The organism is Kaistia geumhonensis (genome assembly GCF_030815145.1).
GTDB classification, from domain to species: domain Bacteria; phylum Pseudomonadota; class Alphaproteobacteria; order Rhizobiales; family Kaistiaceae; genus Kaistia; species Kaistia geumhonensis.
The window spans coordinates 4,136,770-4,158,936 of record NZ_JAUSWJ010000001.1 but is presented as its reverse complement, the minus strand read 5'-3'; the positions used below and the strand labels follow the sequence as shown (position 1 = coordinate 4,158,936).

At 67.6% G+C, this 22,167-nt stretch carries 23 protein-coding genes; 11 read left to right on the top strand and 12 right to left on the bottom strand.

Features of this window, described 5'->3' with window-relative positions:
* The first annotated feature begins 221 nt into the window (after positions 1-221).
* Complete coding sequence (locus tag QO015_RS19735) at positions 222-1,121, top strand: branched-chain amino acid aminotransferase (protein WP_266283767.1); 900 nt, start codon at positions 222-224, stop codon at positions 1,119-1,121.
* A 180-nt stretch (positions 1,122-1,301) separates the two neighbouring features.
* Positions 1,302-2,510 (top strand): cell wall hydrolase, encoded by a 1,209-nt coding sequence (locus QO015_RS19730; protein WP_266283765.1) that lies wholly within the window; start codon positions 1,302-1,304, stop codon positions 2,508-2,510.
* Positions 2,511-2,525: 15 nt separating this feature from the next.
* On the opposite strand, the gene acuI is transcribed toward QO015_RS19730, so the two are convergent.
* On the bottom strand, positions 2,526-3,515 hold the full coding sequence (acuI, locus tag QO015_RS19725) for an acrylyl-CoA reductase (NADPH) (protein ID WP_266283763.1): 990 nt from the start codon (positions 3,513-3,515) through the stop codon (positions 2,526-2,528).
* A gap of 216 nt (positions 3,516-3,731) precedes the next feature.
* Between acuI and QO015_RS19720 the strand changes: the two genes are divergently transcribed.
* Together QO015_RS19720 and glyS are read left to right on the top strand one after the other, a co-directional pair.
* On the top strand, positions 3,732-4,652 hold the full coding sequence (locus QO015_RS19720; RefSeq protein ID WP_266283879.1) for a glycine--tRNA ligase subunit alpha: 921 nt from the start codon (positions 3,732-3,734) through the stop codon (positions 4,650-4,652).
* A 73-nt stretch (positions 4,653-4,725) separates the two neighbouring features.
* Positions 4,726-6,822: a glycine--tRNA ligase subunit beta gene (gene glyS, locus QO015_RS19715; protein WP_266283761.1), complete on the top strand. Its 2,097-nt coding sequence runs from the start codon at positions 4,726-4,728 to the stop codon at positions 6,820-6,822.
* A 245-nt stretch (positions 6,823-7,067) separates the two neighbouring features.
* On the opposite strand, the gene QO015_RS19710 is transcribed toward glyS, so the two are convergent.
* The 4 genes from QO015_RS19710 to QO015_RS19695 all read right to left on the bottom strand — a co-directional run bounded on the left by QO015_RS19710 (position 7,068) and on the right by QO015_RS19695 (position 9,287).
* Positions 7,068-7,250 (bottom strand): hypothetical protein, encoded by a 183-nt coding sequence (locus QO015_RS19710; RefSeq protein ID WP_266283759.1) that lies wholly within the window; start codon positions 7,248-7,250, stop codon positions 7,068-7,070.
* 92 nt (positions 7,251-7,342) lie between these two features.
* Positions 7,343-8,212, bottom strand: a complete 870-nt coding sequence (locus QO015_RS19705) for a S49 family peptidase (RefSeq protein WP_266283878.1) — start codon at positions 8,210-8,212, stop codon at positions 7,343-7,345.
* 38 nt (positions 8,213-8,250) lie between these two features.
* The gene (locus QO015_RS19700) at positions 8,251-9,051 is read right to left on the bottom strand and encodes a tRNA1(Val) (adenine(37)-N6)-methyltransferase (RefSeq protein ID WP_266283758.1); all 801 of its coding nucleotides are present in this window, start codon (positions 9,049-9,051) and stop codon (positions 8,251-8,253) included.
* Complete coding sequence (locus tag QO015_RS19695; protein ID WP_266283757.1) at positions 9,048-9,287, bottom strand: putative signal transducing protein; 240 nt, start codon at positions 9,285-9,287, stop codon at positions 9,048-9,050. Before QO015_RS19695 ends, QO015_RS19700 begins: the two co-directional genes overlap by 4 nt.
* 194 nt (positions 9,288-9,481) lie before the next feature.
* Here QO015_RS19695 and QO015_RS19690 point away from each other — a divergent pair, with 194 nt between their 5' ends.
* The 4 genes from QO015_RS19690 (at position 9,482) to moaB (ending at position 14,142) form a co-directional block, all read left to right on the top strand.
* Complete coding sequence (locus tag QO015_RS19690; RefSeq protein ID WP_266283756.1) at positions 9,482-10,501, top strand: polyprenyl synthetase family protein; 1,020 nt, start codon at positions 9,482-9,484, stop codon at positions 10,499-10,501.
* A gap of 96 nt (positions 10,502-10,597) precedes the next feature.
* A complete protein-coding gene (locus tag QO015_RS19685; RefSeq protein WP_266283755.1) occupies positions 10,598-12,553 on the top strand; it encodes a tetratricopeptide repeat protein in 1,956 nt (651 codons plus the stop codon).
* Positions 12,554-12,567: 14 nt separating this feature from the next.
* Entirely contained in the window at positions 12,568-13,476 is a 909-nt protein-coding gene (locus tag QO015_RS19680; protein ID WP_266283754.1) for a 4-(cytidine 5'-diphospho)-2-C-methyl-D-erythritol kinase, read from the top strand.
* A 111-nt stretch (positions 13,477-13,587) separates the two neighbouring features.
* Positions 13,588-14,142 (top strand): molybdenum cofactor biosynthesis protein B, encoded by a 555-nt coding sequence (moaB, locus tag QO015_RS19675; RefSeq protein ID WP_266283752.1) that lies wholly within the window; start codon positions 13,588-13,590, stop codon positions 14,140-14,142.
* 30 nt (positions 14,143-14,172) lie between these two features.
* On the opposite strand, the gene QO015_RS19670 is transcribed toward moaB, so the two are convergent.
* Both QO015_RS19670 and QO015_RS19665 read right to left on the bottom strand, forming a co-directional pair.
* Positions 14,173-15,570 (bottom strand): FAD-binding oxidoreductase, encoded by a 1,398-nt coding sequence (locus QO015_RS19670; RefSeq protein ID WP_266283750.1) that lies wholly within the window; start codon positions 15,568-15,570, stop codon positions 14,173-14,175.
* A gap of 114 nt (positions 15,571-15,684) precedes the next feature.
* Positions 15,685-16,365 (bottom strand): glycosyltransferase, encoded by a 681-nt coding sequence (locus tag QO015_RS19665; protein ID WP_266283748.1) that lies wholly within the window; start codon positions 16,363-16,365, stop codon positions 15,685-15,687.
* A 111-nt stretch (positions 16,366-16,476) separates the two neighbouring features.
* Here QO015_RS19665 and QO015_RS19660 point away from each other — a divergent pair, with 111 nt between their 5' ends.
* The 3 genes from QO015_RS19660 (at position 16,477) to rnhB (ending at position 19,212) form a co-directional block, all read left to right on the top strand.
* Positions 16,477-17,607, top strand: a complete 1,131-nt coding sequence (locus QO015_RS19660; RefSeq protein ID WP_266283746.1) for a PA0069 family radical SAM protein — start codon at positions 16,477-16,479, stop codon at positions 17,605-17,607.
* Positions 17,608-17,693: 86 nt separating this feature from the next.
* Entirely contained in the window at positions 17,694-18,440 is a 747-nt protein-coding gene (locus QO015_RS19655) for an NYN domain-containing protein (RefSeq protein WP_266283744.1), read from the top strand.
* 61 nt (positions 18,441-18,501) lie between these two features.
* The gene (rnhB, locus tag QO015_RS19650; RefSeq protein WP_266283742.1) at positions 18,502-19,212 is read left to right on the top strand and encodes a ribonuclease HII; all 711 of its coding nucleotides are present in this window, start codon (positions 18,502-18,504) and stop codon (positions 19,210-19,212) included.
* Between the two features lie 78 nt (positions 19,213-19,290).
* On the opposite strand, the gene QO015_RS19645 is transcribed toward rnhB, so the two are convergent.
* From QO015_RS19645 to QO015_RS19625, 5 genes are all read right to left on the bottom strand, one after another.
* The gene (locus QO015_RS19645) at positions 19,291-19,776 is read right to left on the bottom strand and encodes a F0F1 ATP synthase subunit B family protein (RefSeq protein ID WP_266283740.1); all 486 of its coding nucleotides are present in this window, start codon (positions 19,774-19,776) and stop codon (positions 19,291-19,293) included.
* A 13-nt stretch (positions 19,777-19,789) separates the two neighbouring features.
* A complete protein-coding gene (locus QO015_RS19640; RefSeq protein WP_266283738.1) occupies positions 19,790-20,449 on the bottom strand; it encodes a F0F1 ATP synthase subunit B in 660 nt (219 codons plus the stop codon).
* Positions 20,450-20,542: 93 nt separating this feature from the next.
* Entirely contained in the window at positions 20,543-20,770 is a 228-nt protein-coding gene (locus tag QO015_RS19635; protein WP_073051441.1) for a F0F1 ATP synthase subunit C, read from the bottom strand.
* Between the two features lie 59 nt (positions 20,771-20,829).
* On the bottom strand, positions 20,830-21,582 hold the full coding sequence (locus tag QO015_RS19630) for a F0F1 ATP synthase subunit A (protein WP_266283735.1): 753 nt from the start codon (positions 21,580-21,582) through the stop codon (positions 20,830-20,832).
* Positions 21,583-21,639: 57 nt separating this feature from the next.
* On the bottom strand, positions 21,640-22,038 hold the full coding sequence (locus tag QO015_RS19625; protein ID WP_266283734.1) for an AtpZ/AtpI family protein: 399 nt from the start codon (positions 22,036-22,038) through the stop codon (positions 21,640-21,642).
* Between the last annotated feature and the right edge of the window lie 129 nt (positions 22,039-22,167).

Here is a 22,167-nt window from a genome sequence, read left to right as displayed (position 1 = left end):
TCTTCGACCGCGCCCGCCGTCCCGCGCTTCGGCCCGATGCCGAGGCAGCGCTTCGACCGGCACATTACCGATCATTTCCGCGCTGCGCAAAATCGGCCATCTTTGCATGGCCCCTGTTGCCGCGGGGCCTCGCGGCTTTTCTCACCTGCCGGAGCGGCGCGGAAACGCCGCCCGGATTCGCCAAAGGGCCGCGAGCGCGGTCCGGACCGGGAGCAACGACAATGAGCGCGCCTGCCTTCGACCAGAAAGACGGATGGATCTGGATGAATGGCTCCTTCGTGGCCTGGAAGGATGCCAAGGTCCACGTCCTCACGCACGGCCTGCACTATGCGAGCGCCGTATTCGAGGGCGAGCGCGCCTATGGCGGCACGATCTTCAAGCTGCGCGAGCACACCGAGCGGCTGTTTCACTCGGCCGAGATCCTCGATTTCACGATTCCCTACACGGTCGAGGAAATCGACGCCGCCTGCGAGGCGACGCTGGTCAAGAACGGGCTCGTCGACGGCTATCTGAGGCCGATCGCCTGGCGCGGCAGCGAGATGATGGGCGTCTCGGCGCAGCACAACAAGATCAACGTCGCGATCGCCGCCTGGGAGTGGCCGTCCTATTTCAGCCCCGCCGAGCGGCTGAAGGGCATCCGCCTTGATTTCGCGAAGTATCGCCGCCCCGATCCCGCCACGGCGCCCTCGCTCGCCAAGGCCTCGGGCCTCTACATGATCTGCACTATCTCCAAGCATGAGGCGGAGCGCCGCGGCTATGCCGATGCGCTGATGCTCGACTGGGAAGGCAATGTTGCCGAGGCGACCGGCGCCAATATCTTCTTCGTGAAGGATGGCGTGATCCACACGCCGCTCGCCGACCGCTTCCTGAATGGCATCACCCGCCAGACCGTGATCGCACTTGCCAAGGCGCGCGGTATCGAGGTCGTGGAGCGTCGCATCTCGCCTGACGAGCTGCCGAGCTTCAGCGAGTGCTGGCTGTGCGGCACCGCCGCCGAGGTGACGCCGGTTTCCGAGATCGGCCCCTATCGCTTCACGCCCGGAAAGATGAGCGAGACGCTGATGGCAGACTACACCGCCGCCGTCCAGCCGGCCGAGCAGAAGCTCGCCGCCAACGCCTGACCGGCGCTCCATTAACGACCAAATGGCCGGGCCCTCGCCCGGCCGTTTCTTTTTCGGCGGCCGTCTGCGGAAACCGCCGGCTGTTAATCTCGTCTCAAGGTTAATCCGGCAGATTTTAAGGACGTTGCCGGCAAGCCACACCGGCCTTTGTTGGTTCGTGCGCGTGGAGTTGCGTGCCCGATGGTCAGCCCGCTGCCGTCCCCGTCCTCGCTGACGGTCTATCACCCGCCCGGGCCGCCGCTCGTCATCCACGTCGCCCGTCGCAAGCGGCCTCGGCCTCGCCGCGCCCGATTGGCGAGCCTGACCGCCATCTTCGGTGCCGCCTTCCTCGCGTTGTCGTCGACCACCGTCGCGCTGCAGGATGTGGCGAGCCTGTTCGGCAAGGACCTGCCAGTTTCGCAGCGCTGGCTCGCGCGGCTCGAGGCGGTGCCGGACGGCGCCCGCTATGAACCGACGCTTGCCGATAGCGACTCGGCCACCATCTTCACCGCCGGCCTCGACATCGACACACGGCCGCGGCTCTCCGTCGTGGCATCCGGCTTCGTTTCGGCGCCGCCCTTCGTGCCGCCGACCGTCAACCGCGCCGGCAAGGCGGATGCCGCAATGTCGCGGCCCCGCCCGGTGATGCCGACCCGCTTCTCCGCCGGCGTGCTGCAGCGCGACGCCTCGGCCTTCGTCTTCGGCGCCGCCGACGCCAAGCTCGCCAGCGCGATCGTGATGCCGTCCGTCGCCGTCGCGGCAGCCGTGCCGCCGAAGCCCGTGGCCGCGCCGTCGACTGTCCTCGCCTCGGTGACGGGCACCCTGCCTCGGCCCGGCAAGGAGGCCGACGATCTCTTCGTCTCCGCCTATGCCAACCCCGACAACGCGGCGGTGCGGGCGCCCTTCGATGCGCTGCTCGCCGGCCCGAAGCGGATCGGCAAGGACGGAAAGCCTGACCACTGGTGGGTGATGAACCCGATCCCCAAGAGCGCCAGCTCGAAGTCCGAGCTGAAGTGCCTCGCCACGGCGATCTATTTCGAGGCGCGCGGCGAACCGATGAAGGGCGAACTGGCGGTCGCGCAGGTCGTCATCAACCGCCTCAAGAACCCAGCCTATCCGAAGACGATCTGCGGCGTCGTCTACCAGAACAAGGACATGCGCGACGCGTGCCAGTTCTCCTTCGCCTGCGACGGCATCAAGGACCGCATCACCGACATGACCTCCTGGCGCCGCGCGCAGGAACTGGCGAAGCGCGTCGTCTCGCGCGAAGACTGGTGGAACCCCGACGTCGGCTCTGCGACCCACTATCACGCCAACTACGTGAAGCCGCGCTGGGCGCGCACCATGAAGAAGATGGACAAGATCGGGCACCACATCTTCTACAAGACCTTCGGCGGCGGCTGGATCTAGGGCGGCGGGAGCCCCCTACCCGATCTCCACCACGAGCCGGCCCCGCACCTTGCCGTCCACGATGTCGCGCGCAGCGTCGATGACGCCTTCGAACGGGATGCGGCGCATGGCGCTGGCGAGCCTTGCGCGGTCGAGGTCGCGGTCGAGCCGCTCCCATGCGGCGAGGCGCACGGATTTCGGCGCATAGACGGAATCGATGCCGTAGAGCGCAACCCCGCGCAGGATGAAGGGCGCGACGGAGCCGGGAAGATCGAGCCCGCCGGCCATGCCGCAGGCGGCGACCGCGCCGCCATAGCGGATCATCGACAGGACATTGGCGAGCGTCGTTCCACCGACCGCGTCGATGGCGCCGATGAAGCGCTCCTTCGCCAGCGGCTTCGGCGGACCGGAAAGGCTGCCGCGATCGATCACCTCGGCGGCGCCGAGTTCCTTGAGATAGCCGGCCTCCTCGGCGCGGCCCGTCGACGCGACGACATGGTAGCCGAGCACCCCAAGCAGCGCGACGGCGATGGAGCCGACGCCGCCCGCCGCGCCCGTCACCAGCACCGGACCCGAGCCGGCATGGATATCGTGTCGTTCCAGCGCCATCACGGCTAGCATGGCCGTATAGCCGGCGGTGCCGATCGCCATGGCTTCGTCGGCGGAGAAGCCGGCCGGCAGAGGCAGCAGCCAGTCGCTCTTCCAGCGCGCGCGCTCGGCGTAGGCGCCGAGATGCGTCTCGCCGACGCCCCAGCCATTCAGGAGCACCCTGTCGCCCGCCTTGAAGAGGGAGCTCGCCGACCGCTCGACGATTCCGGCCGCGTCGACGCCCGGCACCATGGGAAACCGGCGCACGACCGGCGCCCTTCCGGTGATGGCGAGGCCGTCCTTGTAGTTGACCGTCGAGCGCTCGACCTGGACCGTGACGTCGCCCTCCATGAGATCGGCATCGTCGAGGCTCGAGAAGGCGACCTCCTGAGGTCCGTCGCCGGCCTTGCTGATCACCACCGCCCTGAACCGTGCCATCGCTCCGCTCCCTCGATCGCTTGCACCTTGCCGAACATAATGGCTGGCGCCCGGCATGGAAGCCGCCGGCGGCAGCGGTCGGGTCGCTTCCTTGACCGCGCGCGCGTCGCGCGATTAGGGTGCCGCGCCCTTTTGAGCGGCATCCCGCCGCGCCCATCCGATATCCGCGAAGGTACGCCCGTGTCCGAAGCGCACTCCCAGGAACTGCCCCCGCATATGCGCCCCGAGAGGTCCTTCCAGGGCCTCATCCTGGCGCTGCAGCGCTTCTGGGCGGACAAGGGTTGCGTCATCCTTCAGCCTTACGACATGGAGGTCGGCGCGGGCACCTTCCACCCGGCCACGACGATGCGCGCGCTGGGACCGAAGCCGTGGAACGCGGCCTATGTCCAGCCATCGCGGCGGCCGAAGGACGGGCGCTATGGCGAGAACCCGAACCGCTTCCAGCATTATTACCAGTTCCAGGTCATCCTGAAGCCGAACCCGCCGAACCTGCAGGAGCTCTATCTGGAGTCGCTCGCCGCGATCGGGATCGACATGAACCTGCACGACATCCGCTTCGTCGAGGACGACTGGGAGAGCCCGACGCTCGGCGCCTGGGGCCTCGGCTGGGAATGCTGGTGCGACGGCATGGAAGTGTCGCAGTTCACCTATTTCCAGCAGGTGGCCGGCATCGAGTGCCACCCCGTCTCGGGCGAGTTGACCTACGGCTTGGAGCGCCTCGCAATGTATCTGCAGGGCGTCGACAACGGCTATGAGCTCAATTTCAACGGCCGCGAGGGCGCCGAGAAGGTGACCTATGGCGACGTGTTCAAGCAGGCCGAGGAAGAGTATTCCCGGCATAATTTCGAATATGCCGACACCGAGATGCTGAAGCGGCATTTCGAGGATGCCGAGCGCGAATGCCGCATGCTGCTGGAAGCCGGCAAGCCCGAGCCTGGCGCCAACGACCAGCGGCAGAAGATGGTGCTGCCGGCCTATGACCAGTGCATCAAGGCGAGCCACCGCTTCAACCTGCTCGACGCGCGCGGCGTTATCTCGGTCCCCGAGCGGCAGAGCTACATCCTGCGCGTCCGCGAACTCGCCAAGGCCTGCGGCGCCGCCTGGCTCCAGACGGAAGCCGGAGGCAAGGAGGCCTAGGCTTCCTCGCTCGATCCGCTGAACAATTCCCTCGCTGTCCCTCGTGCGACGGCGACAAGACCGGTAGCACCCGATGCCCGAACTTCTGCTTGAGCTTTTCTCCGAGGAAATTCCGGCGCGCATGCAGCGCAAGGCGGCGGAGGATCTGCAGCGCCTCGTGACCGGCGCGCTGGTCGACGCCGGTCTTCACTATGAAGGCGCCAAGGCCTTCGCGACGCCGCGCCGGCTGGCCCTGACCGTGACCGGAATTCCCGCGCGCTCGGCCGCGACGCGCGAGGAGCGCAAGGGGCCGAAGGTCGGCGCGCCCGATCAGGCGATCCAGGGCTTCCTGCGCTCGGCCGGCCTTGCGTCGATCGAACAGGCGCATGTCCATGCCGACCCGAAGAAGGGCGAGTTCTATGTCGCCGTTATCGAGAAGGCCGGGCGCGAGACGACCGAAATCCTGGCCGAGGCGATCCCCGCCATCATCCGTTCCTTCCCCTGGCCGAAATCCATGCATTGGGGCACCGGGCGCCTGCAATGGGTGCGGCCGCTGCAGTCGATCCTCTGCACCTTCGGTCCGGAGACCGAGGATCCGGAGATCGTCCGCTTCGAGGTCGACGGCATCCGCTCGGGCAATGTGACGCGCGGCCACCGCTTCATGGCGCCGGCTCCCTTCGAGGTGCGCCGCTTCGACGACTATGTCGAGAAGCTGGAGAAGGCGAAGGTCGTGCTCGACGCCGACCGCCGCAAGGACATCATCCTGCACGACGCCCGCGAACGTGCTTTCGCGCTCGGGCTCGAGTTGGTCGAGGATGCAGGGCTGCTCGACGAGGTTGCCGGGCTGGTCGAGTGGCCGGTGGTGCTGACGGGGACCTTCGAGGAAGAGTTCCTCGCCATCCCGCCGGAGGTGATCCGCGCCACCATCCGTGCCAACCAGAAATGCTTCGTGCTGCGCCAGCCGGGCAGCGCCACGCTCGCCAACCGCTTCATCCTCGTCTCGAACATCGAGGCCCGCGACGGCGGCGTCGCGATCGCGGCCGGCAATGGCCGCGTCATCCGCGCCCGCCTCTCGGATGCGAAGTTCTTCTACGACACCGATCGCAAGGCGACGCTGGAAAGTCGGCTGCCCAAGTTCGACGCGATCGTCTTCCATGAGAAGCTCGGCACGCAGAAGGAGCGCATTGACCGCATCGTCGCGCTCGCTTCCGAGATCGCGCCGCTGGTCGGCGCGGACCTCGGCAAGGCGCGCGAAGCGGCCCTTCTCGCCAAGCTCGACCTCGTCACCGAGATGGTCGGCGAGTTCCCCGAGCTTCAGGGCCTGATGGGCCGCTACTACGCGACGGCCGAGGGCAAGGACCCGTCCGTCGCGGCGGCTATCGAGGATCACTACAAGCCGCAGGGGCCGTCCGACCGCGTGCCGACCGATCCGGTCTCCATCGCAGTGGCGCTCGCCGATAAGCTCGACACCCTCGCAGGCTTCTGGGCGATCGACGAGAAGCCGACCGGCTCCAAGGATCCCTACGCGCTGCGCCGCGCTGCGCTCGGCGTGATCCGGGTCGTGCTGGAGAGCGAACTGCGGCTGCGCCTGCGAGCACTGATCGCCAGTGGCGCGCGCGTGCTCGGAAGGAACGAAGGCGCCTCCGGCGACATCGCGGCCGATCTGGTCTCCTTCTTCCACGAACGCCTCAAGGTGCAGCTCCGCGACTCGGGCGCGCGGCACGATCTGGTGGACGCTGTCCTCGCCGCCGGTTCGGCAGACGCGGTGCAAGACGATCTCGTCGACATCGTTCGCCGTGTCGAGGCGCTCGGGGCCTTCCTCGCGACCGAGGACGGCGCCAACCTGCTCGCCGGCTATCGCCGCGCGGCGAATATCCTGAAGGCGGAGGAAAAGGGCGGCGAACGCTTCGATGGCGCCATCGATCCGACCATCTTTGCGGCGCCTGAGGAGAGCGCGCTGGCGGCGGCACTCGAACGCGCGCTGGCCCAAGCCGAGGGCGCCGTGGCGCGCGAAGACTATGCGGCGGCCATGACGGCGCTGGCCGCGCTGCGCGCGCCGGTCGATGCCTTCTTCGACAAGGTGCTGGTCAATGCCGACGATCCCGCGGTGCGCGTCAACCGCCTGCGCATGCTCGCCGCCTTCCGTCTGGCGACTCAGGCGGTCGCAGACTTCTCGAAGGTCGGCGGCTGACTGACCCTCTCAGGCCGTCATGCCCGGACTTGTTCCGGGCATCCACGGCTCACTTGTTGGCTGAGCAGACAGAAAGACGTGGATGGCCGGGACGAGCCCGGCCATGACGACGCTGGAATGTGAGGGTGGTCAGTCTGTAAAACCAACTCGCGACGAGCCCAACCGGCCAGTCGCTTGAGAACTAAAGCGTGCGAGAGCCGGCGTCGATTGTCGGAACGATCGCCGCACAAGGATCGAAGGGTCGATCAGTCGCGACGAGCGGGGTGGTAGATGCCCGTCACGGGATCCTGCACCAGCGTCGGGATCGCACGGCCGGAACGGTCGGTCCGCCGAACGCGAATCGGGGCCTCGGCGCGCTGGCGAGCGAGCGCGCGTGCCGCAACGACGCCGAGGGCGCCGATCAGAGCGATGAAAACGAGTTGCGGCATGTGACCTTTCCTTCACGGACCGGCTCAGGCGGTGGAGCACCGCGAAAGCTCAGCATGACTCTTTCCGCAGCGCACCGCAACCGGCGCGCCGATCAAAGCCCGAAGCGGTTCCAGAGCGCGCGCTCCTCGACAGCCGCAAGCGTTTCCCCCGCAAGTTCTGCGACGAATGCGCCCGAAACGGGGCGCGCCGCGCCGACGCCGCGGCTACCGCCGAAGCGGCCGAGCAATCCGCGCTTGCCCTCGATCGGCTGCAGGCGGACATCCTCGCCGAAGCGGCCGCGAAGATAGGATCTCAGTTCCCCAACCTCGTCGACGAGGCCGAGTTCCACGCCGCGCGCGCCCGACCAGAACGCTCCCGAATAGAGGGTCGGGTCATCGGCGAGCCTTGCACCGCGACGGCCCTGAACCAGCGCGATGAACATGTCGTGCACGTCGCGCTGCAACGATTTCAAATGCTGCACGTCGCTCTCGCGCTCCGGCTGGAACGGGTCGAGCATCGCCTTGTTCTCGCCGGCCGTGTGCACGCGCCGCTCGATGCCGAGCTTCTCGATCAGGCCAGTGAAACCGAAGCCGGCGGAAACGACACCGATCGACCCGACCACGGAACTGGGATCAACGAGAATGTGATCGCCGGCGAGTGCGATCATGTAGCCGCCCGAAGCCGCGACATCCTCGACCGCGACGACGACCTCCTGGCCGTTCTCCTCCGCGAGAGCGCGGATGCGCTTGTAGACGAGATGCGACTGCACCGGCGAGCCGCCCGGCGAGTTCACGACGACAGCCACCATCGGCGCCTTCTTGATCGCGAAGGCCCGCTTCAGCTGCGGCGCGACGGAAGCAAGCGAGATGCCCTGACGAAGCGGCGAGACCTGGCCGATGACGCCGGAGAGGCGCACGACAGGCACGACGACCTCATCCTTGCGGAATCGAGCGGGAAGCAGGCGGCGTATCGAATCGGGCAACGACGGCAAGGCAGGACCTTTCGGGGCTTGAACGGCGCTCAGGGATCGAAGCCGAGCCTTCGCCATGACATATGGACATCGGCGAGCGAAGCGCCATCCCCGAGCATCGCGCGCGCCGCCTTCGACGCCGCGTTGCCCTCCCCTTCGTGCAGCGCGAGGCCGGGCAGCAGCGTGATCGGCGCTCGGCTGCCCTTGACGCCCCGCGCCAGCACGCGGATCGCCGGCTCGTCCGCCCTCGGATGGATCGGCAGGACGGTGACGCCGCCGAAGCGCCGCGCCATGGATGCGAGAAGATCGCCGAGCCGGGCGGCGGGCAGGATCACCGCCAGCGAGCCACCGCCCTTCAGGAGCGCCGCCGCCGCGCGGAACCATCCGTCGAGACCGCCGGGATCCAGGACATGCGCCCGTGCCCGCGCGCCATCCGGCGAGGCGCGCACGCTGCCCTCGTCGTGAAAGGGCGGGTTCATCAGCACGCCGTCGAAGCGGTCCGCGACGAGCCCGGCGGCCCCGCGCGCGCCCGCATCGAGGATGTCCGCTTCGGCGAAAGTGAGCCGGGCGGCGAAGGCGGCGTTCTCGGGAAGCGCAGCCGCCGCGCGCCCGAGCGCAACGAGTCCCGCCTCCCGTTCGGCCAGCGTCACGCGGGTGGCTTCGGCCCGCGCGGCAAGGCAGAAGCCGGCGACGCCCGCGCCCGCGCCGAGATCGACGATGCTCCCTTTCGCCTTATCGCTGAAGGCTGCCGCCAGCAGAACGGCATCGAGACCCGATCGATGATGCCCGGCGCGCGGCTGCATCGCGGTGACCCGCCCGGCGAGAAAGGCGTCGCGGCTCGCCTCGGTCATCCGCGATCGCGGGCCTTCGGCCTCAGCTCGTCGCCGATGCCGGCATCGGTCATGAGCTTGCGTGCCTCGTCGAGCGCGTCGGCATCGACGAGAATCCGCCGCGGCAGCACGCCGAGCGACCCCTCGATGACGCTCATGTTCTGATCGGCCAGAAGATAGGCGATGCCGGCCTCCTTCAGCAGGGATTCCGCGAAGGAAATGAGGACCATGTCATTGGTCCGGATCAGTTCTTCCATGATGCTCCGGCGCCGTAGCGACGCGTCCGGCAGCCTTCCTCGGCCCGGTTCCGTCCATGGGCCGAACCTAGGGTCGCGCCGGTACGCTGGCAACCTCGCAATCCCCAACGCCAGGCCTGAGCCATCCTGTCACTTGTTCGGCGCGACCCTCGACCCTATTGTCCCCGCAAGATCGCAATTCCGGGAGCGAGCCTGTGGGTCTGGTCATTCCGCTCGAGGACAACAAGAAGAAGGCGTCGGCCAGCATCGAGCCCCTGCTCGACCTCGTCGCCGCCGACATGCAGCGCGTCAACGAGCTCATCCTGTCCAAGGCCGGCTCCGACGTCGCGATGATTCCCGAAGTCGCCAACCACCTGATCTCGTCGGGCGGCAAGCGGCTGCGCCCGATGCTGACCCTCGCGGCGGCGCGGCTGTGCGGCTATCGCGGCGACGGTCATGTGAAGCTCGCGGCGAGCGTCGAGTTCATGCACACGGCGACGCTGCTGCATGACGATGTCGTCGACGAAAGCGACATGCGGCGCGGCAAGCTTGCGGCGCGCATGCTCTGGGGCAACCAGGCGAGCGTGCTGGTCGGCGATTTCCTGCTCGGCCAGGCCTTCCGCATGATGGTCGATGTCGGCTCGCTCGATGCGCTCGACGTCCTCTCGACCGCGGCGACCGTGATCGCCGAGGGCGAGGTGATGCAGCTTTCGGTCGCCAAGAACATGTCGACCACCGAGGACGAATATCTCGCGGTGATCCGGGCCAAGACGGCGGCGCTGTTCTCGGCGGCGGCCGAGGTCGGGCCGATCATCGCCGGCGGCGACCGCGGCGGCCGGGCCGCTTTCCGCTCCTACGGCACCAATCTCGGCCTCGCCTTCCAGCTCATCGACGATGCGCTCGATTACGGCGGCTCCTCGGCCGATCTCGGCAAGCAGGTCGGCGACGATTTCCGCGAGGGCAAGATCACGCTCCCCGTGGTGCTCGCCTTCCGCCGCGGTTCCGAGGCGGAGCGCGGCTTCTGGCGCCGTGTCCTGGAAAAGGGCGAGATCGCGGATGGCGATCTCGAGCGCGCGATCGGCCTGCTGCGCAGTCATCATGCGATCGACGATACGGTTGAGCGTGCCCGCCATTACGGTGCTGTCGCGCGCGATGCGCTCGGCGCCTTCCCGGACAGCCCGCATCGCAGCGCCCTCGTGGAGGTCATCGACTTCTGTATCGAGCGCGCTCATTGACGTCGGTCGGGGTTGCTTGCCGCATGGCCGCAAAACAGCCATGCTTGCGGCAGAAGCTCGACCGCATCGGTCTCGTCTGAACCCACGGTGTCCTGCATGACGACCCTGAGCGCCCGCCGCCTTCGCCAAGCGGCGGCCTGCCTCGCCCTTCTGACGCTCGCCGCTTCCCCGGCGAGGGCTGAGAAGACGATCGCCGACTATCTTCCCGAGGATGCCGCCACGACGCTTGCCGGCAGTTATCTCTCGGCGCTGAGCGCCGTCCGCACCTCGGATATCGACGCCGCGACGGTCTTCTTCGAGGACGCGCTGGCACAGGATCCCGACAACGCCGTCCTTCTCGACCGCACCTTCAGCATGCTGCTGGTCGCCGGAAAGGTCGCAGACGCGCTGCCGATCGCCGAGCGGCTCACGGTCGCGAAGGACAGCAACCGCATGGCGCAGATCGTCCTCGGCATCGAGGCGCTGAAGCGCAAGGATTACAAGGGAAGCGCCGAGCGCTTCGACAAGGGCGACCGCGGCACGCTCGCCAATGTCACCGCGAGCCTGCTGGCCGCCTGGGCTGCGCAGGGACAGGGCCAGACCGACGCAGCCCTCAAGATCGTCGACACCATGCAGGGGCCGGAATGGTACGGCACCTTCAAGAATTTCAACATGGCGCTGATCGCCGACATGGCCGGCCGCCATGACGAGGCGCTCGCCACGATCGCCAAGGCCTACAAGGACGACAGCGGCTCGATGCGCATCGTCGAGGCTTATGCCCGCATGCTCGCCCGCGCCGGCAAGAAGGACGAGGCGCTGAAGGCGCTGGAGGGCTTCCTGAAGAGCGGTCCGACGCAGCCGCTCGCAGTCCGCCTTGCCGACGAGATCAAGTCCGGCAAGAAGCCGGCGCCGCTCGTCACCACCGTTCAGCAGGGCGCGGCCGAAGTGCTTTACGGCATCGGCTCGGCGCTCAGCACCGAGAAGGGCGGCGACGAGCTCGGAATCGTCTATCTGCAGCTTGCGCGCTATCTCGATCCGAAGTCCGACCTCATGATCATGGCGCTCGGCGACGTTCTGCAGGGCTCGCAGCAGTTCGAGCGCTCGATCGCCATCTTCCAGCAGGTGCCGAAGACTTCGCCGCTCTATCGCGCGGCCGAGATGCAGATCGCCGTCAATCTCGACGCGATGCAGCGCACCGACGACGCCATCCGGCATCTGAAGCGCCTCGTCGCGGCCAATCCGAAGGATTTCGAGGCGCTGACCAGCCTCGGCACAATCTATCGCGGCAACAAGCGCTATCTCGAATCCGCAGACATGTACACGAAGGCGCTGGCCGCCATCGAGCCGTCGGATCCGCGCAACTGGCTGCTCTATTACTATCGCGGCATCGCCTTCGAGCGCGCCGGCGACTGGCCGAAGGCCGAGGCCGATCTCGAGGAGGCGCTCAAGCTCTCGCCCAACGAGGCGCAGGTGCTGAACTATCTCGGCTACAGTTGGATCGACAAGTCGGTCAATCTCGATCGCGGCATGGCCATGATCAAGAAGGCGGTCGAGCTGAAGCCGGACGACGGCTACATCGTCGACAGCCTCGGCTGGGCCTATTATCGCACCGGCCGCTACGACGAGGCGGTCGCGCAGCTCGAGCGCGCCATCGCCCTCAAGCCGGACGATGCCACGATCAACGATCACCTCGGCGACGCCTACTGGAAGGTAGGCCGCAAGCTGGAGGCGACCTTCCAGTGGTCGCATGCCCGCGACATGGATCCCGAGCCCGAGGCCAAGGAGCGCATCCTCGCCAAGCTGGCGCATGGTCTCGACAAGGTCGAGGAAAGCCGCGTCGCCTCGACCACGGGGAACACGGTGACCGACGCCACCATGTCAGGCGATGCACCGGCGACGCCGGATTCGGTGACCGTCGTCGAGGGCGACAGCCTCTGGAAGATCGCCGAGCGCGTCTATGGCAATGGCGAGCTCTACATGAAGCTCATCGAGGCCAATCGCGGCAAGCTGCGCAATCCCAACCGGCTCATCCCCGGCTTCGTGATCGAGGTTCCGAAGGTCACGACGCCGTAGCGCGCAGTTCTTCCGTGGCATCGGCTCCGCTCGCGCGCGCTCTGGCGCCGGCAAAGATCAATCTGGCGCTGCATGTCGTCGGCCGCCGGCCGGACGGCTATCACAGCCTCGACAGCCTCGTCGTGTTCGCCGCGTTCGGCGACATGATCGAGGCGGTACCGGCGGCGCCCGTCGCGACGCCGCTTGCGATCGAGGGGCCGTTCGCAGCCGGCCTCGCCGCCGGTTCGGACAATCTCGTCCTGCGCGCCGCGATGATCTTCGCGGCCCACTATCCGGGCGCCGCGATCCCTCCACTCCGCCTCGAAAAGAACCTGCCGCTCGCCTCCGGCATCGGTGGCGGTTCAGCGGATGGGGCGGCGACGCTGCGGCTGCTCGCGGCGCTGAACGGCATCCGGGATGAAAGCGGCCTTGCCGCCTGTGCGATGAAGCTCGGCGCCGACGGGCCGATGTGCCTTGCCAGCCGGCCGCTGCGGGCCCGCGGCATCGGCGAGGCGCTGACCGCCTGGGAGGGGCTGCCGCCCTTCCACATGGTTCTCGCCAATCCGGGGATCGGCGTCTCGACGCCGGCCGTCTTCCGGCGGCTCGAACGGCCCGACAATCCGCCCTTGCCGGACGCGCTCCCCGTCTTCCGTGATGCGGCGGCGCTCGCCGCCTTCCTGGAGGCCGCGACGCGCAACGATCTCGCCGGCCCGGCCCGGCTGGAGGCGCCTGTGATCGCGGCGGTCGAGGATCGGCTGGCCGCCAGCCCGGGATGCCTCTTCGCCCGCATGTCAGGGTCGGGCGCCACCGTCTTCGGGCTCTTTCCCGACAGCGAGTCGGCGCGTCGGGCGGCGGCGACGCTCGAAGAGCAACACGCCTCATGGTGGCTACGCCCGGTCGCCCTTGCCGCCCCCTCGGTCGGCGCCGTGTCGCGGACGGGCTGAAACCGTGGCAGACTGCGAAAGCTGCTCGCCTGCGCCAGATCAAGGCCAGCCGATGCCCGATGCGCCAGGCTGGCGCTGCCGACAGCCGAACCCTCATCCTCAGGAAGTGCCATGAGCCGGATCGACGAGACGCTGCCCTTCATTCCCGTCCGCTTCGCCGTCCTGGCCGTGTCCGACACGCGCTCGCTGGACACCGACAAGTCCGGCCAGACGCTCGCCGACCGGATCACGTCGGCCGGCCATGTCCTTGCCGAGCGGGCGATCGTGCCCGATGACGTCGAGGAAATCCGTGCCATCGTTTCCTGCTGGATCGCCGAGCCGTCGATCGATGTCGTGATCACAACCGGCGGCACCGGATTCACCGGCCGCGACGTGACGCCGGAAGCGGTGGAGCCGTTGTTCGAGAAGCGGATGGACGGCTTTTCTGCCGTCTTTCACCGTATCAGCTACGACAAGATCGGAACCTCGACGGTGCAGTCGCGCGCAACGGCCGGCCTCGCCAACTCGACCTTCGTCTTCGTCGTCCCGGGCTCGACCGGCGCCTGCAAGGATGCATGGGACGGCATCATCGCCCCGCAATTCGACTATCGCCACCAGCCCTGCAATTTCGTCGAGATCATGCCTCGTCTCGACGAACATCTGAAGCGCGGCAAGCTCCGCGTCTAGGGCGCCACCGAGGCACGAGACCGATGGCGTCTAGCCTCTGGCCGCAAACCCGTCGAAATAGTCGAAGAAGAGGCGGTCGGGGTCGTATTTGTCCCTGAGTTCGCAAAGCCTCTGCCACTTCTCCGGCGAGAACGCCTCGACAGCCGTGGCCGGGCGCTCGACGGTGTTGGCCTCGCCGACATAGTAGCCGAGGTTGAAGGGACGCAGTGCCGCGGTCATCGCGCGGTGCCAGTCGGCGTTCGCGTCGTCGTCTTTCGCATCCCACCACATGGTCCAGGGTCCGCCATAGACCTTCGAATGCATCGAGAGCGCCATGTTCTTCTGCGGCGCCGGAACATTCGGCCCGCAGAAGATCGTGAAGAGGAACACGGACATCGGCGAGGGCGCCTTCTGCACGAGCGGCAGCACCGCCTTCATCATCTCGCCCGGGCTGTGGTCGGAGAAGGTTGCCTCCACGCGCGAGCGAAGACCCTCCGGCCAAAGCGCGCCGGAGGCGTCGAAGAGCTGCTCGAAGGTCATCGGCGTCGCGAATGTGGAGGCGATCGGCGCGATCGGCCCATCCTCCAGCGGCCGCAGCGCGGCGCGGGCCGCCTCCGGCGTATCCTCGAAGGCCGAGCCGGTCACCATGCAGAGCCAGCCATTGTCGGCGCTCGCCGCTGCCTTCAGCTCGGCCGGCGCCTGCACGATGAACTGGCTCAGCTCGACGCTCGGCGCGATGCGGGGCGCGGCGTCGCCAAGCCAGGTGCCGATCGCCGGCGCATCCTCGAGACGATAGAAATAGACGCTGCCATGGATCGCCTTCGGCAGCGGATAGAGCTTCAGATAATACTTCGTGACGATGCCGAAGAAGCCGGGTCCCGCGCCGCGAGCGGCCCAGAAATAGTCCGCGTTCTCCGTCTCGCTCGCCTTGATGAGTTCGCCCGCGGCCGTCACGAGTTCGATCGCCTCGAGGCTCTCGGCCCTGGAGCCCCAGACGGTCGGGTTCCAGGCCATTCCGCCGCTGAGAAAATAGCCGCTCGCCTTCACCTCGGGACAATGGCCGGTAGGGAAGGCGAGCCCCAGCGGGTTCAACGCCTTCTGGATGTCGCGATTGCTGATGATGGGCTGGATCACCGCGCGGCGCGCTTCGACATCGATCGAGATGACGCGGGTGAGCTTTTGGAGGTCGATCAGCATGCCGCCGTGGCGCAAGGTCGGCTGGGCCCAGTTGTGCCCGCCCCCGCGCACGGCGACCTTCAGCCCGGCCTCGCGGGCGAAGTTCACGGCGGCGATGATGTCGTCCTCGTCGACGACCTTCACGACGATGTCGGGCAGGCGGTCGGGAACGAGCCTGTTCCAGAGGCCGCCACGGGCCGCGTCGAGGAAATCCGCGTCGCCGGCTGCGACGACCGTGCCCTTGCAGGCCGCCTTCAGGACGTCGATCTTCATGGTTCCGCGAGCCCCCCACTGCAACCGACCGGCGCGGCCACGGATATCGGACCGTCCGGATCGGACCGCTCCTCCGATAAGGCACTCAGCCTATCAGACGTGTCGCGAGACCGGCTAGCCCACCCGGCGCGCGATCAGCGAGGGCGGGACGCGCAGCACGATGAGCGCCAGCCGCGCCGCGCTCGGCAGGGCGCCGCCGGGCCGCGACGGTGCATCGCCCCGCAACACGGCGCGGGATCGGAGGAAGCTCAGCCGCCGCCCGCCGATACGGCGCGCGAGATCAACATCCGCGATGCCCGGCAATGGCCTGTGGCCGCCGACCTCGCGGTAGAGCCGCGCCGAGACCAGAAGTCCCTCGTCCAGATAGGGGGCCGCGAAGAGCCGCATCCTGAGAGAAGCGACAGCTTCGGCGAGTCGCGCCCCTGCCCCGAAGCCGGCGCGGGCATGGCGGAACGCCGCGGCGCGCAGCGTATCGCCCGATGCCTGCACGCGGTCGATGAAATCCTGTGCTTCGCGCTGCCAGCCGGGCTCGAGCGCCACATGCGGCGAGAGGAACAGCAGCCAGTCAGACCGTGCGTTCAACGCGGCGCGCGAGAGATCCTCGCCCTCGGCGGTAGTGGCGCGGACGAAGCGGCAGCCCGCGGCATCGGCGACCAGCGCTGTACCGTCGGACGAGCCGCGATCCACGACGATGACCTCGCGGACCAGGCCGTCCGCGGCGGCCGGCACCAGCGCCGCCAGCGCATGGGCCAGCGCCGTCTCGTCGTTACGGGTCGGGAGGATGACGCTGATCATGACCGATATTCTTAACTGCAATTTTCATCAATCGCGACGCGAATGAAGGGATCGCCGTGCCTGTGGGTTAATGTTCTTGCTTTGTTCCAATTGCGATCCTATCCTTCGGCGATGTCGCTCGCTCGTCCCCTCGATCCTGGCCTTGACCCTCTGGTGCTCGCGGCCGCCGCCCCGCTGATCGATCCCGACCGCCGCCGCGGCCGGGGCGCCGAGACCAACGCATCGGGCCGCTTCGAGAAGCTTCAGAGCATCCCCTTCGACGACGGGTGGCAGACGCTCGACGAACTGCCGCCCTTCAAGACCGAGGTGCAGGCCGAGAAGGCCAAGGTGATCATCACCCGCAACGATTCGCCGGATATCGCCTTCGATCGCTCGATCAATCCCTATCGCGGCTGCGAGCATGGCTGCATCTACTGCTTCGCCCGGCCGAGCCACGCCTATATGGGCCTGTCGCCGGGGCTAGATTTCGAATCGAAGCTCTTCTTCAAGCCGGACGCCGCCGCGCTGCTGGAAAAGGAACTGTCCGCGCCCGGCTACAAGCCGCGCACGATCGCGATCGGGACCAATACCGATCCCTACCAGCCGATCGAGCGCCAGCATCGCATGATGCGCGACATCCTCGAGGTGCTCGACCGCTTCAACCATCCCGTCGGGATCGTCACCAAGTCGGCGCTCGTGATGCGCGACATCGACATTCTCTCACGCATGGCCGAGCGCGGACTCGCCAAGGTCGCGATCTCGGTCACGACGCTCGACCGCCATCTCGCGCGCGTCATGGAGCCCCGCGCCGCGACGCCGCCACGTCGGCTGGAGACGATCCGGACCCTCGCCGCCGCCGGCATTCCGGTCGGCGTCCTGACGGCGCCGGTCATCCCGGCGCTCAACGACAGCGAGATCGAGCGCATTCTCGACGCTGCGGCCGAGGCAGGCGCGGGCGAGGCGGGCTATGTCATCCTGCGCCTGCCGCTCGAGGTGGCGGACCTCTTTCGTGAATGGCTGCTGCGCCATTATCCCGACCGCTACCGGCATGTCCTCTCGGTCATGCGCTCGATGCGCGGCGGCAAGGACTACGACGCGACCTTCGGCAAGCGGCAGAAGGGCGAAGGCCCCTATGCCTGGCAGATCGGCCGCCGCTTCGAGATCGCGACACGCCGGCTCGGCATGAACCGCCGCAACCTTCGCCTCCGGACCGATCTCTTTTCCCCGCCTGTGAAGGCACCGGCGCAGCTCAGCCTGTTCTGAGGTGTGGCGGGGCGTCGTCCGTGCGACAATGGCGGATCGTCATCTGTCGCCCGAACGCTCCGCTCGTGCGGCGCCCGGAGTCATCCATGACCGACCTGCCGCCCGATTCGACTGCCAAGCTCGCCCTTCTGATCGACGCCGACAATGTCCGCGCCGACTTCCTGCCGATCATCATCCGCGAGGCCTCGACGCTCGGCCGGATCGTCATCCGCCGCGTCTATGGCCATTTCGCCTCCAGCAGCATGAATGCCTGGCAGCCTTTGCTGCACAGTCATGCGCTGACGCCGGTGCATGTGCCGCCGGCCGCCGTCGGAAAGAACGCGACAGACATGAAGCTCGCCATCGAGGCGATGGACATGCTGCACGAGAAGGGGCTGGACGGCTTCTGCATCGCGTCCAGCGACAGCGACTTCACGACCCTGGCGAGCCGCATCCGCGAGGACGGCCTGCTCGTCTATGGTTTCGGCGAGCAGAAGTCGACCAAGCCCTATGTCGCCGCCTGCGACCGCTTCTTCTATTGCGACCTGCTGCTCGCCGAGGAAACGCCCAAGAAGGAGCGGACCAAGACGGCCGCGGCGACGCGTGCCAAGGCAGGGCCGAAGCTGCCGAAGGACGAGATCCATTCCGCGATCGACGACGTTTCGGGCGACGACGGCTGGGCGCATCTCGGCGCCGTGGGCACCATCCTCTTCAAGCGCATGCCGGATTTCGACCCGCGCAACTTCGGCTATCGCAAGCTGGTCGATCTCATGGAGACCGTCCCGGGGGTCGAGGTACGCCGCGCCGACATGGAGTCCGGCGGCAAGGCGGTGATGATCCGGCGCCTTCGCTGAGAGAGCGCGTCCCGGACGCCGACGCCTTGCCAGCGCCGCTCTTCGGCGCATTGTTGCGGCCATGGCCAGACGACCCGCCGATTCGCCCGCCCTGTTCGACCTGCCGGACGCCCCCAACGATGCGCTGGAGCGGCGGCTGCGCCGCGCCGGCCTCAAGCGGATCGCCGGGGTCGACGAAGCAGGCCGCGGCCCCCTTGCGGGTCCGGTCGTGGCTGCGGCGGTGATCCTCGATCCGAAGCGGGTTCCACCCGGTCTCGACGACTCGAAGAAGCTCGACCGGCCCGCCCGCGAGAAGCTGTTCGAGGCAATCATGGCGACCTCGGTGGTCGCGGTCGCAGCCGGCTCGGTGACCCGCATCGACCAGACCGATATTCGCCAGGCGACCCTCTGGGCCATGCGCCAGGCCGTCGCCTCGCTCGCCCACGACGCCGACCATGCCCTCATCGACGGTATCGACGTGCCGCCGGGCCTCTGCTGCCGCGGCGAGGCCGTCGTGAAAGGCGATGCGCGATCGGTGTCGATCGCCGCCGCCTCTATCGTCGCCAAGGTCACGCGCGACCGCATGATGATCCGCGCCGCCGGCCGCTTCCCCGCCTACGGCTTCGACCGGCACATGGGATACGGCACGCCGTTCCACATGGAAGCGCTCGCCAGCCACGGCGCCACGCCGCTGCATCGTTCGAGCTTCGCCCCCATCCGCGCGCTTCTTTCGAGCGTCGCCCCGGCGGCGATCGAGGTGGAGCTCGATCTTCTAGCCGCCGTACCCGCCTGACGCTGCGGACCGATCTCAAAACGAAACGGCCGGGCGCGAGGGCCCGGCCGTCCGAAATCGATGATCAGATTCGGCGTCTCAGTTGAGCCGCGAACGAACCTCGCCGATCGCCTTCTCGACAAGACCTGCGCCGGCCTCGCCCTTGAGCTTCGCCGAGAGAATCTTCTCCGCAGCGGCGATCGCGACATCAGCGGAGAGCGAACGCACTTCCTGAAGCGCGATGTTCTCGGCCTGGGTGATCTTGTCTTCCGCCATCTTGGTGCGGCGGGCAACATAGTCCTCCATACGGGCCTTGGCTTCCTCGGCCAGGGCGGCGGCCTCGCGGCTCGCCTGGTCGACGATGCCGCGCGCCTCGACCTCGGCGTCGCGGGCCTTCTTCTGATACTCGGCCAACAGCTGGGCGGCTTCCTCGCGAAGCCGCTTCGCCTCGTCCAGCTCCTTGGAGATGGACGCCGCCCGATTGTCGAGCGCCTTGGCGAGGGTCTTGTGCACGCCGAGATAGATCAGCAGCAGCAGGAAGAGGACGAGACCGACAAGCGCGAAGAATGTGGCGTCGAAACCCATGATCGCGATCCCCTTACTGCGCCCGAGCGGCCGAAACCGCTGCCGAAACCTCGTCCCGCGTCGGCTGCTGGCCCGTCAGCGCCTCGACGACGGCGCCGGCAGCGTCCTCGGCGATGGTGCCGACATCGGCGAGCGCCCGCGACTTGATGTCGGAGATGCGCGTCTCCGCCTCGGCGAGCTTGGCGGCGACATCGGCTTCGATCGCGTGGCGGCGGGCTTCGGCATCGGCCTTGGCCTGGTCGGTCGCCGTCTGCGCGATCTTGTGCGCCGAGCCACGGGCATCGGCGAGCGCCTTCTCATAACCGGCGAGCGCCGTGTCGGACTGCAGCTTCAGGCGCTGCGCCTCCTCGATATCGGCGGCGATGCGCTGGGCGCGGCCATCGATGATCGAGGCCATCCGCGGCACGATCACCCGCTTCATCAGCAGATAGAGCGCGCCGAAGCAGATGATGAACCACAGAATCTGCGACGGGAACGTATTGGTGTCGAAGGGCGGGAACGGACCCTTGTGCCCCTCGGCGGCACCGACCTCGCCATGGGTGGCTTCCGGCGGATGCGGCGGCGGAACCGCGGCTTCGCCCGGAGGCGGAGGAGGCGGAGGCGCATGCGCGTCAGCGGGCGGCGCCGGAGGCGCGGCTTCCTGAGCCGATGCGGACGTGACGAGCCAAGTCATCGAGGACCCCGGATCGAGGAAAGACGTCATGCGGCAGTGTCAAGCCTGCCGCATGACGGACCACAGAACCGCCGGATGGCGGCCGATCGGCGCTTAGACGACGAACAGCAGCAGCAGCGCGACGAGCAGCGAAAAGATGCCGAGCGCTTCCGTCACGGCGAAGCCGAGGATGAGGCGGCCGAACTGGCCATCGGCAGCCGACGGGTTGCGCAGCGCGCCCGAAAGGAAGCTGCCGAAGATATTGCCGAGGCCGAGGGCAGCGCCAGCCATGCCAAAGCAGGCGAGACCAGCACCGATGAACTTCGCGGCTTCCGCTTCCATTTCAATTCTCCTTTGAGAGGTAATTCTGTTGAGAGCAGTGATCGGTCGGCCCGCCCGGCTCAGTGGCCGGGATGCAGGGCGTCGTTCAGGTACATGCAGGTCAGGATCGTGAAGACATAGGCCTGCAGGAAGGCGACGAGGAACTCGAGCGCCGTGAGCGCGACGGTCATCAGCAGCGGCACGATCGCGCCACCGACGCCGACGACGCCAAGGCTCGCCAGCGACACGACGAAGCCGGCGAACACCTTCAGCGTGATGTGTCCGGCCAGCATGTTGGCGAAGAGACGGACGGAGAGGCTGATCGGCCGCGAGAGGAACGAGATGACCTCGATCGCGGAGACGAGCGGGATGACCGCCCCCGGCACGCCATGCGGCACGAAGAGGCCGAGGAAATGCGTGCCGTGGCGATAGAAGCCGTAGCCGACCACGACGAGCATCACAGACATCGCCAGCGCGAAGGTGATGATGATCTGGCTCGTCGCCGTCAGGAAATACGGGAACATGCCGAACAGGTTCGCCGTCAGGATGAACATGAACAGCGAGAAGACGAAGGGGAAGAATCGCATCCCCTCGGTGCCGGCGGAGGATTTGAGCGTCGAGGCCACGAACTCGTAGGAGAGCTCGGCGATCGACTGGGCGCGGCCCGGAATGAGCGACTTCTTGGCCGTCGCGACATAGAGGAAGCCCGTCACGACGGCGACATTCGCGACCATCGCGAGCGCCGAATTCGTGAAATGGAAGTCCATGCCGGCGAAATTGCCGAGCGGGAAATACTCATGGATCTGAAACTGATGGATCGGATCGTTCGCCACCGAGCCCGCCTCTTCGCCTTCGTGTCCCGCCGCGGATCGCCGCGGCCCCAAAACGGCCTATTTGCCGGACTTCACTCCCGGACGCGGCTTCACCCGCTCTTCCGGCTGCGCCACCTTGCCGACCGCGCGCAGGACGTTCAAGACGCCAGCGGCGAAGCCGAGCAGGAGCAGCACGATCATGCCCCAGGGGGTCGTTCCAAGAAAGTGATCGATCAGCCAGCCGAGGCCGGCGCCGACCAGAACGCCCGATGCGAACTCGCTCGCCACGCGGAGCGCAAGGCCCATGCCCTGCATCCCGCCCGACGGCGCGCCGTCCGCCTTCGCGTTCTGCTCCGTTCCGGCCCGCGCCTGCTCGAGCTTGTGGCCGAGCGAACGCAACCGTTCCGAAAGCGCGGCCTCGTCGCCGGCATGGCCCTTCTTGCCCGTCCCGTCTCCCGCCGAACCGTTGTCGCTCATCGCGCCGTCCTCGTCGGGTGTCGGGAAAAGCCGCCTGAAACCGCTGCCGTTCCCCTTTGAAGCCGCGCGCACAATAGTGACGGGCCTACGGAGTGTCAAGGCGACGGAAACAATGGTCAAGCCATTGTT

Coding starts and splice junctions, on each gene's coding strand:
- QO015_RS19665 (WP_266283748.1), bottom strand. CDS start 16,365: ATGATCAGCGTCATCCTCCCGACCCGTAACGACGAGACGGCGCTGGCC.
- acuI (WP_266283763.1), bottom strand. CDS start 3,515: ATGGCACGGTTCAGGGCGGTGGTGATCAGCAAGGCCGGCGACGGACCT.
- moaB (WP_266283752.1), top strand. CDS start 13,588: ATGAGCCGGATCGACGAGACGCTGCCCTTCATTCCCGTCCGCTTCGCC.
- QO015_RS19655 (WP_266283744.1), top strand. CDS start 17,694: ATGACCGACCTGCCGCCCGATTCGACTGCCAAGCTCGCCCTTCTGATC.
- QO015_RS19685 (WP_266283755.1), top strand. CDS start 10,598: ATGACGACCCTGAGCGCCCGCCGCCTTCGCCAAGCGGCGGCCTGCCTC.
- QO015_RS19695 (WP_266283757.1), bottom strand. CDS start 9,287: ATGGAAGAACTGATCCGGACCAATGACATGGTCCTCATTTCCTTCGCG.
- QO015_RS19710 (WP_266283759.1), bottom strand. CDS start 7,250: ATGCCGCAACTCGTTTTCATCGCTCTGATCGGCGCCCTCGGCGTCGTT.
- glyS (WP_266283761.1), top strand. CDS start 4,726: ATGCCCGAACTTCTGCTTGAGCTTTTCTCCGAGGAAATTCCGGCGCGC.
- QO015_RS19640 (WP_266283738.1), bottom strand. CDS start 20,449: ATGACTTGGCTCGTCACGTCCGCATCGGCTCAGGAAGCCGCGCCTCCG.
- QO015_RS19735 (WP_266283767.1), top strand. CDS start 222: ATGAGCGCGCCTGCCTTCGACCAGAAAGACGGATGGATCTGGATGAAT.
- QO015_RS19625 (WP_266283734.1), bottom strand. CDS start 22,038: ATGAGCGACAACGGTTCGGCGGGAGACGGGACGGGCAAGAAGGGCCAT.
- QO015_RS19730 (WP_266283765.1), top strand. CDS start 1,302: ATGGTCAGCCCGCTGCCGTCCCCGTCCTCGCTGACGGTCTATCACCCG.
- QO015_RS19700 (WP_266283758.1), bottom strand. CDS start 9,051: ATGACCGAGGCGAGCCGCGACGCCTTTCTCGCCGGGCGGGTCACCGCG.
- QO015_RS19720 (WP_266283879.1), top strand. CDS start 3,732: ATGCGCCCCGAGAGGTCCTTCCAGGGCCTCATCCTGGCGCTGCAGCGC.
- rnhB (WP_266283742.1), top strand. CDS start 18,502: ATGGCCAGACGACCCGCCGATTCGCCCGCCCTGTTCGACCTGCCGGAC.
- QO015_RS19670 (WP_266283750.1), bottom strand. CDS start 15,570: ATGAAGATCGACGTCCTGAAGGCGGCCTGCAAGGGCACGGTCGTCGCA.
- QO015_RS19635 (WP_073051441.1), bottom strand. CDS start 20,770: ATGGAAGCGGAAGCCGCGAAGTTCATCGGTGCTGGTCTCGCCTGCTTT.
- QO015_RS19660 (WP_266283746.1), top strand. CDS start 16,477: ATGTCGCTCGCTCGTCCCCTCGATCCTGGCCTTGACCCTCTGGTGCTC.
- QO015_RS19645 (WP_266283740.1), bottom strand. CDS start 19,776: ATGGGTTTCGACGCCACATTCTTCGCGCTTGTCGGTCTCGTCCTCTTC.